This is a genomic window from Streptodolium elevatio, assembly GCF_053592165.1.
Window position 1 is genome coordinate 49,225 of record NZ_JBSFVE010000015.1, and the last position, 15,999, is coordinate 65,223.

Genomic DNA, 15,999 nt, shown 5'->3' on the forward strand with positions numbered 1-15,999 from the left:
GTGGGGCTACTTAACCCCCTCTACGACGCCGTTTCCTGGATCATCCTGCAGTTCCACAAGCTGTTCAGCCCGCTCTTCGGCGAGGACAGCGGGTGGGCCTGGGGCCTCTCCATCGTCTGTCTGGTGGTGCTGATCCGGATCTGTCTGATCCCGCTGTTCGTGAAGCAGATCCGGGCCACCCGGAACATGCAGATCCTGCAGCCGAAGATCAAAGAGATCCAGAACCGCTACAAGAACGACAAAGAGCGCCAGTCCCAGGAGATGATGAAGCTCTACAAGGAAACGGGGACGAACCCGCTTTCGAGCTGTCTCCCCATCCTTGTGCAGATGCCGTTCTTCTTCGCGCTCTTCCACGTGCTCAACCGCGTGTCGGGCGGCCGCACGGTGGGCGTGCTGAACCAGAGCCAGGTCGACTCGGCGAAGGAAGCGCACATCTTCGGCGCCCCGCTGGCGGCCAAGTTCACCGACGGTGCCGACAAGCTCGCGAACCTCGGCGGCGCGGACATCACCACGGTCCGCATCGTCACCGTCGTGATGATCCTGATGATGTCGGCGTCGCAGTTCATCACGCAGCGCCAGCTGATGGTGAAGAACACGGACCCTGCCGCGATGGCCGCGAACCCGTTCGCGCAGCAGCAGAAGATCCTGATGTACGTCTTCCCCATCATGTTCGCCGTCTTCGGTGTCAACTTCCCGGTGGGCGTGCTCCTCTACTGGCTGACCACCAACCTGTGGACCATGGGCCAGCAGCTCTTCGTCATCCAGCGCAACCCCACGCCCGGCAGCCTCGCGTTCACCGCCCGCCAGGAGCGGCTTGCCGAGAAGGCGCGCAAGAAGGGCAAGGTCCTGACGCCCGAGGGCGACGTGGTCGACGCCGCGGAGTACGAGGCGAAGCTCGCGGAGGAGAAGGAGCGGGCCGCCAAGCGCACCCAGCCGTCCCGCACCACCAAGTCCAAGCGCAAGGGCGGCGGCGGTACGCAGGGCTCCCCGGCGCAGCGCTCCACCGTCAAGGGCTCGACGGCCAGGACGCCTCCCACTGGCACCAACGGCACCCCCTCCATCGGGGCCGACGCCACCCCGGGCGAGACCTCCGGCGGCAGCGGGAACACCGGCGGCGCGAGCGGTGGTGCGGCCAACGGCCGGCCGAGGCCCGCCCGCAAGCAGACGCAGAGCCGCAAGAACCAGGGACGCAAGAAGTCCTGACCGGGGCAGGCCGACGCCAGGGCCCGTCCCTGCCCGGCCGGCCCGTCCCGGCTCCGAGAAGACGCGCAGCGTTCGAGAAGTAGTGAGGAGCACCCCTGTGACGGAAGGCACGACCCCCGCCGTCGACACCCCCGCGACGCCGCGGCGTATCACTCTGACCGCGGAGGACATCAGCCGTCTGGAGCAGGAAGGCGAGATCGCGGCCGACTACCTGGAAGCCCTGCTCGACATCGCCGACCTCGACGGCGACATCGACATGGACGTCGAGGGCGGCCGCGCCTCGGTCTCCGTGATCGCGGCCGAGGACGCCGATGCGGCGTCCGGCGACCTCAACCGGCTCGTGGGCCGGGAGGGCGAGGTCCTGGAGGCGCTCCAGGAGCTGACCCGTCTCGCCGTGCACCGCGAGACGGGCGAGCGCAGCCGCCTCATGCTCGACATCGCCGGCTTCCGCGCCAAGCGCCGCCAGGACCTGGCACGCCTGGCGACCGAGGCGGTCGAGCAGGTCAAGGAGACCGGCGAGTCGGTCAAGATGAAGGCGATGACGCCGTTCGAGCGCAAGGTTGTGCACGACACGGTCGCCGAGTCCGGACTGCGCAGCGAGTCGGAGGGCGAAGAGCCCCAGCGCTGCGTCGTCGTCCTGCCGGCCTGAGGAGCCGCCGGACCGCACCCGCGCGGCCACCGCGCGGGCGCGGTCCCGCCGTCCTGAACCGAGCAGATCCGTCGCCGGGGCCCCGCCTGTGAAAGGGCGGGGCCCCGGCCGTTCCTGGGAAGATGTTTCACGTGGAACACGAGACAGCGGGTGAGGTAGGCCGGGGGTCCGGGGGTTGTCCCCCGGGCGGGCACAGCCACGTGGAACACGAGACAGCAGGTGAGGCAAGCAAGGGGTCCGGGGGTCGTCCCCAGGACGCGCACGGCTCCGGCAAGGGCGAGGTGCCGGGTGAGGCCGGCCGGGAGACCGGCGGGCCGTCCTCCGGCGAGCACGGCCACGTGGAGGACGAGACGTCCCCGGGCGGGCGGCCGAAGCGTGGTGCCGGGGAGCCCGCCGAGCGGGCCCCCGAGGCGCCGGACGCCGCGGCGCGCCTGTTCGGTGACAACCTCGGCCTCGCGGTGCGCTACGCCGACATCCTGGCCGACATAGGGGTACGTCGTGGGCTGATCGGCCCCCGGGAGGTCTCGCGCCTGTGGGAGCGCCATCTGCTCAACTGCGGCGTGCTCGCCGAGCTGGTGCCCGAAGGTGCCGTGGTGCACGACGTGGGGTCCGGTGGCGGGCTTCCCGGCATTCCGCTGGCACTCGTGCGCCCGGACCTGCGGATCACGCTGGTGGAGCCGTTGCTGCGGCGTACCACCTTCCTCGACGAGGTGGTGCGCGAGTTGGGCCTCGACCACGTCGAGGTGCTGCGTGGTCGTGCCGAGGAGGTACGCGGCAGCATCGCCTCCGATGTGGTGACCGCCCGGGCCGTCGCACCGCTGTCCCGACTCGCGGGCTGGGGCCTGCCGTTGCTGCGCTCCGGGGGCGAAATGCTGGCGTTGAAGGGGGACACCGCGGCTGCGGAGCTGCAGGAGTCCGAGGCGGATCTGCGCAAGCTCGGTGCGGTCGGCTGGGACGTCGTCCAGGTGGGGGAGGGCATCGTGGACCCGCTGACCACCGTTGTACGCGTCCGGATGGGTGAAGTCGTACGTCCCCCCGCCCGGGGAGCCCGCAAGGCCGCGAGGAACGGCCGTACCGGCGCCAAGGGTTCGACCCGCGGCGGCCGTTCGGGGCGGCGTGGCTGAGCCCACCGCACTTCGATCGGAGTTCTGCTGATTGTTCGGAGATTGATCCGATCCGTCGGATATGTGACTCATGTTGTAAGTGCCCGGTGTGTCGCGAAGCCTCTTCGTGATCGCGCCGGGCATCGTGTTTCACGTGAAACGACTTCCGTGGAAGCGCAAATGGGCCGCGCAGCTCGGCGTCCCGGAGGCTTCAAAGATCCAGCAGGTTCGCTCCCCTCGCCCGCAACGACCGCCGAACATGGCAGTCTCTGAGAATGCCGACGGGGCGCGTGGCTCCGCCGGGGTTCTGGCAGCAGAGGAGAGTGGACCGTTGTCGTCCGACGTCACCGCCCCCGGGCAGGGCGGGCCGGCAGGGGGAACTGCCCTGCCCACTCAGCCGCACGGGGGATTCCACGACTCGCCGACGGACCCCGTGCCGGGGCCTCGGGATCCCTATCCGCCGGGTGGTCCCGGCACCGCCCCCGGCGAAGTTTCACGTGAAACCGAACCGGAGTTGGTGGACGACACCCCCATCGCGCGGGCCGCTCGCCAGGCCGTCGAAACCAGCCGGGCGGCCGCCGAGGGACTGCCGAGGCCTGCGGAGACGCGGGTCATGGTCGTCGCGAACCAGAAGGGCGGCGTCGGCAAGACCACGTCGACCGTGAACCTCGCGGCCGCACTCGCCCTGCACGGCGCCCGCGTCCTGGTGGTCGACCTCGACCCGCAGGGCAACGCGTCCACCGCGCTGGGGATAGACCATCACGCGAGCGTGCCGTCGATCTACGACGTCCTGGTCGAGGGTAAGGACCTCGCCGAGGTCGTGCAGCCGGTGGTGGACGTCGAGGGGCTGTTCTGCGCCCCCGCGACGATCGACCTCGCCGGCGCGGAGATCGAACTGGTGTCGCTGGTGGCCCGGGAGAGCCGGTTGCAGCGGGCCATCGAGGCGTACGAACAGCCCCTGGACTACATCCTGATCGACTGCCCGCCGTCGCTCGGTCTGCTGACCGTGAACGCGCTGGTGGCCGGTCGCGAGGTGGTCATCCCGATCCAGTGCGAGTACTACGCGCTGGAGGGGCTGGGCCAGTTGCTGCGCAACGTCGAGCTGGTACGCGGCCACCTGAACCCGCAACTCCACGTCTCGACCATCCTGTTGACCATGTACGACGCCCGGACCCGGTTGGCCTCACAGGTCGCCCAGGAGGTGCGTGACCACTTCGCCGCCGAGGTGTTGAACACATCGATCCCGCGTTCCGTGCGGATCTCCGAGGCGCCCAGTTACGGGCAGACGGTGATGACCTACGATCCGGGATCCAGCGGTGCCTTGTCGTATCTTGAGGCGGCGCGCGAGATCGCGCTTCGTGGGATCGCCGCAGAAACGAAGGGGGCACAGTGAACGAGAAGCGCAGGGGTCTGGGCCGGGGGCTCGCATCGCTGATCCCCTCGTCCGAGCAGCCCGCGGCGGTCGAAACGGCACTCGCCACGACGCTCCCCGAGCCCAAGACGTCGCCCACGTCCTGGCCCGTGGTCATCCCGGATCCGGCGGCTCCGGCGGTCATCGAGCCGGTGCGGCCGGTGGTGCCCGGAAGCGTGGTGCCCGGAAGCGTGGTGCCGGGGAGTGTGGTGCCGGCCGAGCCGACCCCGGTGCGGCGCGACGAGCCCGACGAGTCCGCGGCGCCGGCCGAACCCGCCACCGTGCACGGGGCGTTCTTCGCCGAGCTGCCGGTCGACGCGATCATGCCGAACCCGCGTCAGCCGCGTGACGACTTCAAAGAAGAGCCGATGGGCGAGCTGGTCCACTCCATCCGGGAAGTGGGCCTGCTCCAACCGATCGTGGTCCGGCAGACGGGCGCCGACGCGTACGAGCTCATCATGGGCGAGCGCAGGCTGCGCGCCTCGAAGGCCGCCGGGCTCACCACCATCCCGGCGATCGTGCGGGCCACCGACGACAACAAGATGCTCCTCGACGCGCTGCTGGAGAACCTGCACCGCTCGGAGCTCAACGCGATCGAGGAGGCTGCCGCCTACGACCAGTTGCTCAAGGACTTCGACTGCACGCAGGAGGAACTGGCCGCCCGCATCGGCCGGTCCCGGCCTCAGGTGACCAACACGCTGCGGCTGCTCCGGCTGCCGCCGGAGGTGCAGTCCAAGCTGCAGGCCGGCACGTTGTCCGCCAGCCATGCGCGGTCGCTGCTCGGGCTGTCGGACCCCGAGGCGCAGATCGCGCTCGCCAAACGCATCATCGCCGAGGAGCTGTCGGTGCGTTCGGTCGAGGAGATCGTGTATCTCCAGCAGGCCGAGGAGGAGCGCAACGGCCCGGCCAAGCCGAAGAAGCAGAACCGGGCGCGGGCGGGCACGCGGCGGGCCGCGGAGATCGACCACCTGGAGACCCGCCTCAAGGACCGGTTCGAGACCAGCGTGAGCATCGCCGTCGGCCAGAAGAAGGGCAAGGTCATCGTCGAGTTCGCGACGGTGGAGGACCTGGAGCGCATCCTCTCGGTCATGGCGCCGGGGGAGGAGCGGGTGCTCGCGCGCCTGCGCAGCCGTACTTCGGACGATGCGGAGTCGGCTGCGGGATAGCCGGAGCGCGTACCGACGCCGGGCGGACCGGGTCGGCAATGCCCAGGGCCCCACGGACATCGTCCGTGGGGCCCTCGGCATTGTCACCGTGCATCCGAGACCCGACGTTTCACGTGGAACACGTCACGGGTGTCGCGTGGTGCGCTCCTCGTGGCCCGGGTGGCCGGGCCACGAGGCACTGTTCGGTACCGCTCGGTGCGCCGGTGTTTCACGTGGAACAGAGCCCCCGACGCCTCGGCACATTCGGGCCTCGGCGCTTCGGCGCATCCGCGTTTCACGTGGAACGCGACACCGCCCGGTGCAGCAACTCCCGGTAGAGGACGCCCGCGTCGAGGCCGGCCGCGGCGACCGCCTGGGGCAGCAGGCTCGTCTCGGTCATCCCCGGAGCGACGTTGGACTCCAGGAACCACGCGGTGCCCGCGGCGTCGACGATGAGGTCCGTACGCGAGACGTCGCGCAGCCGCAGGACCTGGTGGGCCGTCAGAGCCGTCTGTGCGGCCGCCTGAGCGGCTTCCGGATCGAGTCGGGAGGGGACGAAGAACTCCGTCGTTCCAGCCGTGTAGCGGGCCGTGTAGTCGTACACCCCGGAGTCCGGCACGATCTCGACGATCGGCAGTGCCTCCGGACCCGATCCGGTGTCCACGACCGACACCGCGACCTCGGTTCCTTCGAGGTAGGTCTCGACCAGTGCGACGTCGCCGTACGAGAACGCCCCCACCATCGCCGAGGACAGCTCCTCGACGGTACGCGCGACCGAGGCGCCGAGCGCCGAGCCGCCGCGAGCGGGCTTCACGAAGAGCGGGAGTCCGAACCGCGCGACGATCGCCTCCAGGACGGCGGACGCGCCCAGGTCCCGGAAGGTGTCGTGGGGGAGGGCCACCGAGTCGGGGGTCCGCACCCCGGCGGCGCGCAGCACCGCCTTCGCCATCGGCTTGTCGAAGGCGGTCCGCGAAGCGTCCGGACCGGAGCCCACGTACGGGATGCCGAGCAGGTCCAGCACATCGCGCACCGCGCCGTCCTCCCCGTAGGACCCGTGCAGCGCCGGGAAGACGACGTCCGGCCGGTCGGCGGCCAGTGCGGACAGCAGCCGTCCGTCGACGTCCAGGACCTCGACGTCCACATCGATCGCCCGGAGGGCGTCGGCGATCCGGCGGCCGGAGCGCAGCGACACGTCGCGCTCGTGCGACAGCCCGCCGGCGAGTACGACGACGCGGCCGAGGTCGCTCATCCGTGGTGGTCCTTTCGGGAGGGAGTTCGGGGGCATGGTGGTCGGATACCCCTTGGGGAGACGGGGAGAGACGGGGGAGGCGGAGGCGGAGGCGACGGCGAGCCGAGAGGAGGAGCCGTCGCGCGGCCGCCGGTGCAGCCGTGGCGGTGCGAGCCGGTGCCCGCGGGTTTCACGTGAAACGCGCGGGACGCGGTAACGGACCGCCCCGGCCCGAGCATCGTTCCACGTGAAACACCGCCGATCCGCCGACGCTCGTCCGAGCGTCGCTCACGCGAGGTCCGGTCCCGGCGCCTGGGTGGTCGGAGACGGCGAGGCGCCGCCCGGCAGTGCGGGGCCGGCGCCCGGGCCGCCGAACATCGACCGCAGTTCCAGCTCCTGCGAGATGACGCCCGCGAGGCGGCGTACCCCCTCGCGGATCCGGTCCGGGGTCGGATAGCAGAACGACAGGCGCATCGAGGACGCCCCGAAGCCGTCGGCGTAGAAGGCGGTGCCGGGCACGTACGCGACCCGGGCGGTGACCGCGCGCGGCAGCATCGCCTTGGCGTCGAGGCCCTCCGGCAGGGTCACCCAGACGAAGAAGCCGCCGGCCGGGTTCGTCCACGTGGCGCCGGGCGGCATGTAGGTGCGCAGCGCGTCGAGCGTCGCGTCGCGGCGCTCGCGGTACATCTCGCGGTACGTCTTGATCTGCGCCCGCCACGGCTGCGTCTCCAGATACGCGGACACCGTCATCTGGGAGAAGACCGGCGGGCTGAGTACGGAGGCCTCGGCCGCCAGCACCAGCTTCTCGCGGACCGCGTGCGGGGAGACCGCCCACCCGACGCGCAGACCCGGCGCGAAGGTCTTGGAGAACGAGCCAAGGTAGACGACCCCGTCGGCGTCGTCGGCGCGCAGCGCACGCATCGGGTCGCCGTCGAAGCCCAGCAATCCGTACGGGTTGTCCTCGACGATCAGCAGATCCGCGGCGCGGCAGATCTCCAGGATCCGGGCCCGCCGTTCCGGCGACAGGCAGACGCCCATCGGGTTGTGGAAGTTCGGGATCGTGTAGAGGAACTTGGCCCGCTTGCCGGAAGCGCGCACCGCGGCGATCGCGTTCTCCAGGTGCTCGGGGATGAGCCCGTCGTCGTCCATGCCGACGTGCACGACGTTCGCCTGGTACGACGCGAAGGTCGACAGCGCGCCCACGTAGCTGGGGGCCTCGGCCAGGATGACGTCCCCGGGGTCGATGAAGATGCGGGTCACCAGATCGAGGGCCTGCTGCGAGCCGACGGTCACCGTGATGTCGTCGGGATGCGCGTCGATGCCTTCGAGGCGCATGACGTCGCAGATCTGCCCGCGCAGGGTCTCGTCGCCCTGACCCGAGCCGTACTGCAGTGCCACGGTGCCGCGCTCGGCGACCAGGCGGGCGACGGTGTCGGCGACCGCGTCGAGCGGGAGCGCGTTGATATTGGGCATACCGCCGGCGAGTGAGACGACCTCGGGCCGTGATGCCACGGCGAACAGAGCTCGTACCTCGGAGGCCGTCATGCCGGCCGTACGGGCGGCGTAGCGGTCGACATAGTTGTCGAGACGGGATCCGGGGGAGCTCTGCGGGACGTTCACGTACCGGCCTCCTTGAGGCGATGCGGGTGGTCGAACCTGCTGCTGTTCCACCGAGTATGCGAAATCGCACGACTCGGCGCGCTGTGATTGCCGCCATAGGAGTGGTCTTCGGCGGACAAACCGTCTGCGTCGTACAGCCGCATTGGGTCGGGTGGGCGGCGGGCGATTACCATGCGTCTTGGCGTAACCACCCATTCTGGAGGGCCCCATGCGCTCGGTGCGATGGGTTATCACCGGCCTCGGAGTCGGCGTCGTCGGCGGCTTCGTGGGCGGCTTCCTCACCTCGTCCCGTCCGGAGACGCGCGATCAGCGCGCGTGGTTGCCGGACGGCCCGGCGGTCCCGGTGCGCGAACTCCCCGCCGAGGACCGTGTCCTGCCGGGCAACCCGCAGCTGGTGCTGGTGGGGGAGCCCGCCCCGGAGTTCGGCGACGAAGCGATGGCGCACGTTTCACGTGAAACCTGAGCCGTGAAACCTGAGCCATGCGTCATGGACTCGGAGCCGTGAACCCTGGTCGACCGAACCGGTTGTGAAACCGGGCAGGCCGTGAAAGCCGAGCCGCGGCACCGCAGGCACCGCGCGAACCGCAAGAACCGCGAGAACGCCGAGGGCGGTCCGGAGAGTCTCCGGACCGCCCTCGGCGTTCTCTTCTCACCTGCCGCTCACCCGGCGACCGCAGGCCGCCGTCGGATTCGCCGGGCCACCCTCAGATGAAGGCCGGCAGCCGCAGCATGCCCGTCGGCTCGTCCTGGTCCGGCGGCAGGTACAGCCGCTGCAACGCGACCACGATCGACTCGGCCGCCATGTCGCGGAACGCCGCCTGGGTCAGCAGCGCGGCGTCCTCGGGGTTCGTCAGGTAGCCGAGCTCGACCCGCACCGCGGGCATCCGGGTGCTGCGCAGGAGCGGCCACGCCTTGCCGTGCGTACGGCAGTCGACCATGCCGGTGCGTGCCACCAGCTCGCGCTGCACGAGCCCGGCGAAGCGTTCCCCGGTGGGGGAGCGCAGCCCGTGCGCGTCGCTGCCGCTCCCGTAGTAGAACGTCGCGACGCCGCGCGCCTGCGCGTTGTCGTTGCGGTCCGCGTGCAGCGAGATGACAAGGTCCGCGTCGGTCGCGTTGGCGAACGCCGCGCGCTGCTCCTCGGCCACCACGACGCCGTCGCCGTCCAGTCCCCGGGTCAGGTACGCCTGGACGCCGAGCGCCGACAGGCGGCCCTCCAGGCGGCGGGCGAGGTCCCACATCACGTCGGCCTCGCTCAGCCCGTGCGCGACCACGCCGGGGTCGGTGCCGCCGTGTCCGGGGTCGATCACGAGGATCTTGCCGGAGAGTGCCGGACCCGACCGGTGGATCAGCTCCGACTCGCGCATCGCGTGCGGCTGCCCGCCGACCACCGTGCGCGCGAGCCGGTCCAGCGCGCGGAACGTCGCCGGGCCGCAGGTGCCGTCGGCGCGCAGCCCGTAGTTGCGCTGGAAGTCGCGCAGCGCGCGCTCGGTGCCGGGGCCGAGGAGGCCGTCGACGCGCCCGCAGTCGAAGCCCATGTCGAGCAGGCGCTGTTGGAGGGTGGCGACGTCGTCGCCGACCATCATGTGGCTCACCGAGTAGGAGAGGACGCGGTCCCCGAGCCGCCAGCGGGCCTCGTCGAGCTGGCGGTAGGTCTCGGGGCCCACGATGCCGTCGACGGTGAGGGCCCGCTGCTGCTGGAAGTGCCGCACCGCGCGGTCCACCGCGTCGTCGAAGAGCGCGTCGTCGCCGCGGTCCGGGTCCTGGTCGACCCGGGCGTCGGCGGCGAGCAGGCCCAGCAGCACCAATTTGGATCTGATCTCGGCCACGGCAGGGCCGGTGTCTCCGCGTCGGTACTGCCGCTGCAAGGTCATGGAACGGAATCCTCCCGAGATGGACGCGACACTCGATCGTACGCGCGCCGGACCGCACGCGAACCTGCCCGCGCCGCGTGCTCCGGGCCTCAACACGCGCGGAAGGCACCCCCCGGTTCCGGGAGGCGCCTTCCTTCGCGCGGCCCCGCCGGACGGTGCTCGGCGGGTCGGTCGGACGTCGCTCAGATGAAGTCCGCAAGCTCCTTCAGGAGCAGCGACTTCGGCTTGGCGCCGACGATGGTCTTGACGATCTCGCCGCCCTGGTAGACGTGCAGGGTCGGGATCGACATGACGCCGTACCGGGTGGTGATCTCCGGGTTCTCGTCGATGTTCAGCTTGGCGATGCCGAGCTTGTCGCCGTGCTCCGCCGCGATCTGCTCCAGCGCCGGGGCGATCTGGCGGCACGGCCCGCACCACTCGGCCCAGAAGTCGACCAGCACGGGCTTGTCGCTCTGGAGCACTTCGGCGTCGAAGGTCTTGTCGGTCGTCTTGATGATGCCCTCGGCCATGGTGGCTCCTTTGGTGGTAGGGCTCGGTCGGCGGATGCCCGGCTCGGTGCTCGCCGCCGTCGGCGACGAGAAGCTGCGGTAGGAGAAGCTGCGGTACGCGGGGTCGTGCGGGGTCAGACGGAGACCTCTTCGCGGTGCTTGAGGTCCTCCAGGTACCGCTCGGCGTCCAGGGCCGCGGCGCAGCCGCTGCCGGCCGCGGTGATGGCCTGGCGGTAGATGTGGTCCACGACGTCGCCGCACGCGAAGACGCCGGTGAGGTTCGTGTGCTGGGTCGGGTGCGTGACCTTCACGTACCCTTCCTCGTCCAGATCGATCTGGTCCTTGAGCAGCTCGGTGCGCGGCTCGTGGCCGATCGCGATGAACAGGCCCGTGACCGCCAGGTCGCGCAGTTCGCCGGTGACCGTGTCGCGCAGCTTCACGCCGGTCAGCTTGCCGTCGCCGACGATCTCCGCGACCTCGCTGTTCCACGCGAACTTGATCTTGTCGTTGGCGAACGCGCGGTCCTGCATGATCTTCGAGGCGCGCAGCTCCTCACGGCGGTGGATGACCGTCACCGTCGTCGCGAAGCGGGACAGGAACGTCGCCTCCTCGATCGCCGAGTCGCCGCCGCCGACCACCGCGATGTGCTGGTTGCGGAAGAAGAAGCCGTCGCACGTGGCGCACCACGAGACGCCGTGCCCGGACAGTTCCTTCTCGTTCGGCAAACCCAGCTCGCGGTACGCGGAACCGGTCGCGAGGATCACGGCCTTGGCGCGGTGCACGTTGCCCGAGCCGTCCTTGACCACCTTGATGTCGCCCTCGAGCTCGGCCTCGACGATGTCGTCGGCGACCAGCTCGGCGCCGAAGCGCTCGGCCTGCTTGCGCAGGTTGTCCATCAGGTCCGGGCCCATGATGCCCTCGGGCCAGCCGGGGAAGTTCTCGACCTCGGTGGTGTTCATGAGGGCGCCGCCCGCCGTGACCGCGCCCTCGAAGACGAGCGGCGTCAGGTCGGCGCGTGCGGCGTAGACGGCGGCCGTGTATCCGGCCGGGCCGGAACCGATGATGATCACGTTACGGACGTCGCTCACGCTGGGCCCATCCCTGCTTCTCGTCGAGCCGGCCGGGTACGTCGGACGGCTATGCCGGTGGTTGCGGGGCCACCCCCGTACTGCGGGGTGCGGCACTGTCCGCTCAACCGATCCTAGGTCCGCGCCATTCCCGTCTCTACCACGCCTGCGCCCGGTCCTCAGCGCGTGGGGACGATGCGGCTGAGGAGCACCCACGAGGCCACCGGTGACCTGCTCGCGGACACCGTCGCGGGCTCGTCGCACGCGGCGGAGACGACGACCACGTCGACGCTCGCGCTGTCCCGGGTGTACACGAGGACGTACGCGACCTGATCCAGGTAGCGGGCCCGCTCGGACGCGATGAGGCTGCGGCCCGCGGCCTCGTCCTCGGCTGCTTCGGTGACGCAACGCGGAACGCCTGCCGCCGCGCCCTTCACGCCGGGGGCGTCCGGGACCGCCGGGCGGCTCGTCGTGGTCTCGGCGGAGTCGCTGCCGAGCCCGGGCCGACCCTGCCGTCCCAGCAGGGCGGCGACCTGGGAGCGCAGGTTGTCCTCGTGGTACTCCGGCAGTGCCGCCGCCGAGGACGCGGACGGCGCCGCGGCCCCAGGCGGACCGGCGCCTGTCGGGCCGCCGGGCCTCCCGGCGGTTCCCTGTTCCTGCAGCGGCGCACTGGCCGCGCCTTGACTGTCCGAGTTGCTGTCGGAATCAGAGCCGCCCAGGCCGCCGCTGACGACCACTCCGACCAGGAGCAGTACGGCGGCGACCGCTGCCGCCGCGCCGAGCAGGCCGGGGGCGAGCCGCCTGCGGCGTACCTCGCCCAGATCGACGACCCTCGCCGATGCCTCGGGGACGCCGCGCGGGCGGGGTGGGGGCAGGGACCCGAGGTCGGGGCGCGTCGAAGGACGGGGTGCGGGGACCTCGGCGTCGACGCCCGCCGCTCCCGCGGCTCCGCCGGACGCACCCGCCGCCTCGGCGAGGGCGGACTCGATCCGGGCGTAGACGTCGTCGGGCATCGGCTCGGCCGGCTGCGCGGCGAGGAGTTCGCGTACCTCGGCAAGGGCGTCGACGGTGTCACGGCACTCGGCGCACTCGGCGACGTGGGCTCGGACCTCGGCGGCCTCCGGGTCGGAGAGCAGCCCCTCGACGAGGTCGGAGAGGACGTCGACGTCCACGTGCCCGTCCGGGCCGACCATGCGGTTCTGCGCGGTCATCGCGTCACACCTCCGTCCCGATGCCCGTCCGTTCCTCCACCGTTCACATGCGGTCGGGGACGCACGGCCGCGGTGCCGTCGTCCGACGGTCTGACGGATGCCCCGGCCGCCTGGTTCCCTTCGCGTAGATGCCGGACGAGCGGCAGCAGCCGGGCACGGCCGCGCGCACAGCGGCTCTTGATCGTTCCGGGCGCGACATCGAGGACCCGTGCGGCCTCGTCGACGGGGTAGCCCTCCATGTCCACCAGGACGAGTGCCGCGCGCTGTTCGGGCGGCAGCGTCGCCAGCGCCGACAACAGGGCGTCCCGCGTCTCGCCGCGCACCGCGGGGTCCTCTCCGGCCGGCGCCGGGATGCGCTGGTCGAGGTCCTCGGGCAGCGGTACGGCCGGCCGTGCGGCCTTGCGCCGCGCGCGGTCGAGGCACGCGTTGACCACGATGCGGTGCAGCCACGTCGTGACCGCCGCACGGCCCTCGAAGCGCCCCGCCGCCCGGTAGGCGGATACCAGGGCGTCCTGGAGGGCGTCAGCGGCCTCTTCGCGGTCACCGAGGGTGCGGAGCGCGACGGCCCAGAGCCGGTCGCGGTGTCGCCGCACCAACTCGCCGAACGCGTCCGCGTCTCCGGAGGAGTGCAGCGCGAGCAGGTCGACGTCCGACACGTCGACGTACGCGGACTCCGCGCTCAAGCTCACCCCCCGGCGGCTGGAAAGTTCCGGGGGTCATCCTGGCACGGATCAGCTGGTGAAGCCGACCTCGGCGAAGCCGTTCTGGTAGCCGCTGCTGTAGAAGGGCTGGCCGTCGCCGCGCTGCATCGGCATCGCGGTCATCCAGACGAGGACGAAGCGCGTCCGCGCCTCGAACGTGAACGTGACCTCGTCGCCCTGGGTCGTCGCTTCCTTGATCGGGCTGAAACCGTCCAGCCGGGTCGGGAACGACGAAGCGCCGGGGTCGGCGGCGTAGATCGCGAGCGTGGTGTGGTCACCGTCGCCCGCGAGCTGGATCCGGGCGGTGCGCAGATCCTGTACGGACCCCAGGTCGTAGATGATGCCGATGCCCATCCGTATCTTCGCCTCCGGCCCGTCGACGTAGCTCTGCGGGCGCCAGGACGTGCCCGGCTTGCCGTCGAAGGAGAGGCCCACGTTCTCGGGGTAGTCGGAGGCAGCACCGCCGCTCGGGGTCAGGCTGAACTGCTTGGCGCCGCTGACGGCGATCGGCTGCCCGGTCTGCGGCGGAGCGGCCGCCGGAGGTGCCGAGGTCTGCGGGCTGCTGCTCGGGGTGGGCGTGGGGGCGGGCTGTTCGTCCCGGTCCTTGTTGACGTGTACGGCGATCTGCCAGGTGGCCAAGACGATCGCGACGAGCACGATGACGGCGACGATGCTCTTGACGAACCGGCCGAAGCCGCCGCCCAGCGCCGGCGGCGGTCCCGCCGGGGACCTGGTGGCAACCGCCCGCGGCGGACCGCCGTTGTAGCCGCTACTGCCGCGCGACAGCAGCGCCGTCGGGGTGTACTCGTCGTCGAACTCCGCACCGGCCGCACTCACCGGCGGTTCCGGCTCCGGCGGCAGCACCGTGGGTATCGCCGCGAGGGCCGCGACGACGTCCTCGGGGGCCTCGAACGGCGCCTGGTGCTTGTACTCCTGCCCGAGCGCCCGCATCGCGATCGCTTCGAGGGGCATGTGCACGTGCGCCTTCACCTGGCCGGGGGTGCACAGCTTGTCGCCGTTGCGCGGGGCCTGCGGCAGCCCGTACGCCGCCGCGTCCGGCCAGCGCCGCGCCAGGCACGCGTACAGCAGCGAGCCGATGGCACGGGTGTCGTCACGTGCCGCATCGGTCGTGTCGTGGCCGTACAGCGCCGCCTCGACCGACAGGCCGACGATCTTGTACTGCCCGGTGTGCATGCGCAGCACGTTGTCGGGGTCGAGGCGCAGGTGCGACAGACCCGCGCGGTGTGCGACGGCCATGGCGTCGGAGACCGAGCGCGCCATCTCGTACGCCTCGTGCGGCGGCAGCGGGTTGGTGGCCAGCAGCGACGCCAGGTTGTCCGCGTCCGGCAGCCACTCCTTCACCACGTAGACGAGGCCGTCCTCTTCGGCCGCGTCGAGCACCTGCACGAACCGGGGGTCGCCGACCAGCGCCGCCGCCCGGGCCGCGGCCATCACGCTGCGCGCGTGCTCGCTCCCGGCCGCCACAAGGTGGATGCCCACGGCACGGCGCAGCTTCTCGTCGACGGCCCGCCACGTGGCGCTCTTGCCGTTCGAACTGAGCTTGTCCTCAAGCCGGTAGCGCCCGGCGAAGCGCGTCCCGTGTGCGACGTCCGCGACCCGGCGCGGGGGTTCGGCCTCCTCGGACTCGAACTCCCGGGTCTCCGCGGCGACCTCGGCGGGTCGGTCGTGCTGCGGGGCGTCCTCGGCGGCTTCGGTGTCGGTGGTGCCCGGGGTGTCGTCCGTGTCGGTGGCGGGAACGACAGTCGTCTCCGCGGTGGCCTCTGCCGACTTGCCGTCCACCGAAGGGGCCTCCGGGACTTCGTGGTCCACGATCGTGTCCGCCACATCGGCGGCGGGGTCGAGTGCCACGGTCTCGGCCGTGACGTCGGCCGCCTTCGCCTCGTTGGTGTCGGTGACGCCGACACTCTCGGCAGTGCCGTTGACCGCGCTTATTTCCGTTCCGCTTTCGGTGCCGCCGTCCGCGCGGGTGGCCGCGCCGGTGCCGGAGTTGGAGTCAATGCTGATGTCGGTGCCGGAGTTGCCGCCGGTGTCGGTGTCGGTGTTCGCATCGGTGTCGGAGCCGGTGGTATCGGTGTCGACGGTATCGGTCTTGCCGGAGTCGAGGGTGCTGGAGCCGGAAGGGCCGTCCGCCATCAGGTGGACGGAGCCTGCGGTTCGGTCCGTCACCGTATACTCACCCTCCTCGTAGCCCCGCCCCATCGTACGAGCGCGGCGGCACGGCGCGTCACCCGCCTGCTCTTTCGTACGACATCTTCGAGGGGCAAACAGGTTGCCCCTCGAT

General features: G+C 71.2%; 14 protein-coding genes. 6 read left to right on the plus strand and 8 right to left on the minus strand.

Going from position 1 to position 15,999, the window contains the following annotated elements; genetic code table 11:
* From yidC to ACWD12_RS25740, 5 genes are all read left to right on the plus strand, one after another.
* On the plus strand, positions 1-1,203 hold the full coding sequence (yidC, locus tag ACWD12_RS25720; protein WP_435839093.1) for a membrane protein insertase YidC: 1,203 nt from the start codon (positions 1-3) through the stop codon (positions 1,201-1,203).
* 97 nt (positions 1,204-1,300) lie between these two features.
* On the plus strand, positions 1,301-1,852 hold the full coding sequence (locus ACWD12_RS25725; RefSeq protein WP_435839092.1) for a R3H domain-containing nucleic acid-binding protein: 552 nt from the start codon (positions 1,301-1,303) through the stop codon (positions 1,850-1,852).
* A 338-nt stretch (positions 1,853-2,190) separates the two neighbouring features.
* The gene (gene rsmG, locus ACWD12_RS25730; RefSeq protein WP_435839177.1) at positions 2,191-2,976 is read left to right on the plus strand and encodes a 16S rRNA (guanine(527)-N(7))-methyltransferase RsmG; all 786 of its coding nucleotides are present in this window, start codon (positions 2,191-2,193) and stop codon (positions 2,974-2,976) included.
* A gap of 364 nt (positions 2,977-3,340) precedes the next feature.
* The gene (locus tag ACWD12_RS25735) at positions 3,341-4,348 is read left to right on the plus strand and encodes a ParA family protein (RefSeq protein WP_450101645.1); all 1,008 of its coding nucleotides are present in this window, start codon (positions 3,341-3,343) and stop codon (positions 4,346-4,348) included.
* The gene (locus ACWD12_RS25740; protein ID WP_450101529.1) at positions 4,345-5,532 is read left to right on the plus strand and encodes a ParB/RepB/Spo0J family partition protein; all 1,188 of its coding nucleotides are present in this window, start codon (positions 4,345-4,347) and stop codon (positions 5,530-5,532) included. The genes ACWD12_RS25735 and ACWD12_RS25740 overlap by 4 nt, the downstream gene beginning before the upstream one ends.
* A 274-nt stretch (positions 5,533-5,806) precedes the next feature.
* Here ACWD12_RS25740 and ACWD12_RS25745 read toward each other — a convergent pair whose 3' ends face one another.
* Both ACWD12_RS25745 and ACWD12_RS25750 read right to left on the minus strand, forming a co-directional pair.
* Positions 5,807-6,760 carry a D-alanine--D-alanine ligase family protein gene (locus tag ACWD12_RS25745; protein ID WP_358362335.1) on the minus strand — a complete coding sequence of 318 codons (954 nt, stop codon included), beginning with the start codon at positions 6,758-6,760 and terminating at the stop codon, positions 5,807-5,809.
* Positions 6,761-7,027: 267 nt separating this feature from the next.
* Entirely contained in the window at positions 7,028-8,359 is a 1,332-nt protein-coding gene (locus ACWD12_RS25750; RefSeq protein ID WP_450101530.1) for an aminotransferase-like domain-containing protein, read from the minus strand.
* A gap of 208 nt (positions 8,360-8,567) precedes the next feature.
* Here ACWD12_RS25750 and ACWD12_RS25755 point away from each other — a divergent pair, with 208 nt between their 5' ends.
* The gene (locus ACWD12_RS25755) at positions 8,568-8,822 is read left to right on the plus strand and encodes a hypothetical protein (protein ID WP_358362338.1); all 255 of its coding nucleotides are present in this window, start codon (positions 8,568-8,570) and stop codon (positions 8,820-8,822) included.
* A gap of 241 nt (positions 8,823-9,063) precedes the next feature.
* Here the strand turns inward: ACWD12_RS25755 and ACWD12_RS25760 are convergent, their stop codons facing one another.
* From ACWD12_RS25760 to ACWD12_RS25785, 6 genes are all read right to left on the minus strand, one after another.
* Positions 9,064-10,230, minus strand: a complete 1,167-nt coding sequence (locus ACWD12_RS25760) for an N-acetylmuramoyl-L-alanine amidase (RefSeq protein WP_450101531.1) — start codon at positions 10,228-10,230, stop codon at positions 9,064-9,066.
* A gap of 182 nt (positions 10,231-10,412) precedes the next feature.
* Positions 10,413-10,739, minus strand: coding sequence for a thioredoxin (gene trxA / locus ACWD12_RS25765; RefSeq protein ID WP_358362341.1), 327 nt, complete (start codon positions 10,737-10,739; stop codon positions 10,413-10,415).
* 113 nt (positions 10,740-10,852) lie between these two features.
* The gene (gene trxB, locus ACWD12_RS25770) at positions 10,853-11,806 is read right to left on the minus strand and encodes a thioredoxin-disulfide reductase (protein WP_450101532.1); all 954 of its coding nucleotides are present in this window, start codon (positions 11,804-11,806) and stop codon (positions 10,853-10,855) included.
* A gap of 158 nt (positions 11,807-11,964) precedes the next feature.
* Positions 11,965-12,996, minus strand: coding sequence for an anti-sigma factor family protein (locus ACWD12_RS25775; RefSeq protein WP_450101533.1), 1,032 nt, complete (start codon positions 12,994-12,996; stop codon positions 11,965-11,967).
* Positions 12,993-13,679, minus strand: a complete 687-nt coding sequence (gene sigM / locus ACWD12_RS25780) for an RNA polymerase sigma factor SigM (protein ID WP_450101534.1) — start codon at positions 13,677-13,679, stop codon at positions 12,993-12,995. The genes ACWD12_RS25775 and sigM overlap by 4 nt, the downstream gene beginning before the upstream one ends.
* A 48-nt stretch (positions 13,680-13,727) precedes the next feature.
* Positions 13,728-15,884: a protein kinase family protein gene (locus ACWD12_RS25785; RefSeq protein ID WP_450101535.1), complete on the minus strand. Its 2,157-nt coding sequence runs from the start codon at positions 15,882-15,884 to the stop codon at positions 13,728-13,730.
* Positions 15,885-15,999 lie beyond the last annotated feature (115 nt).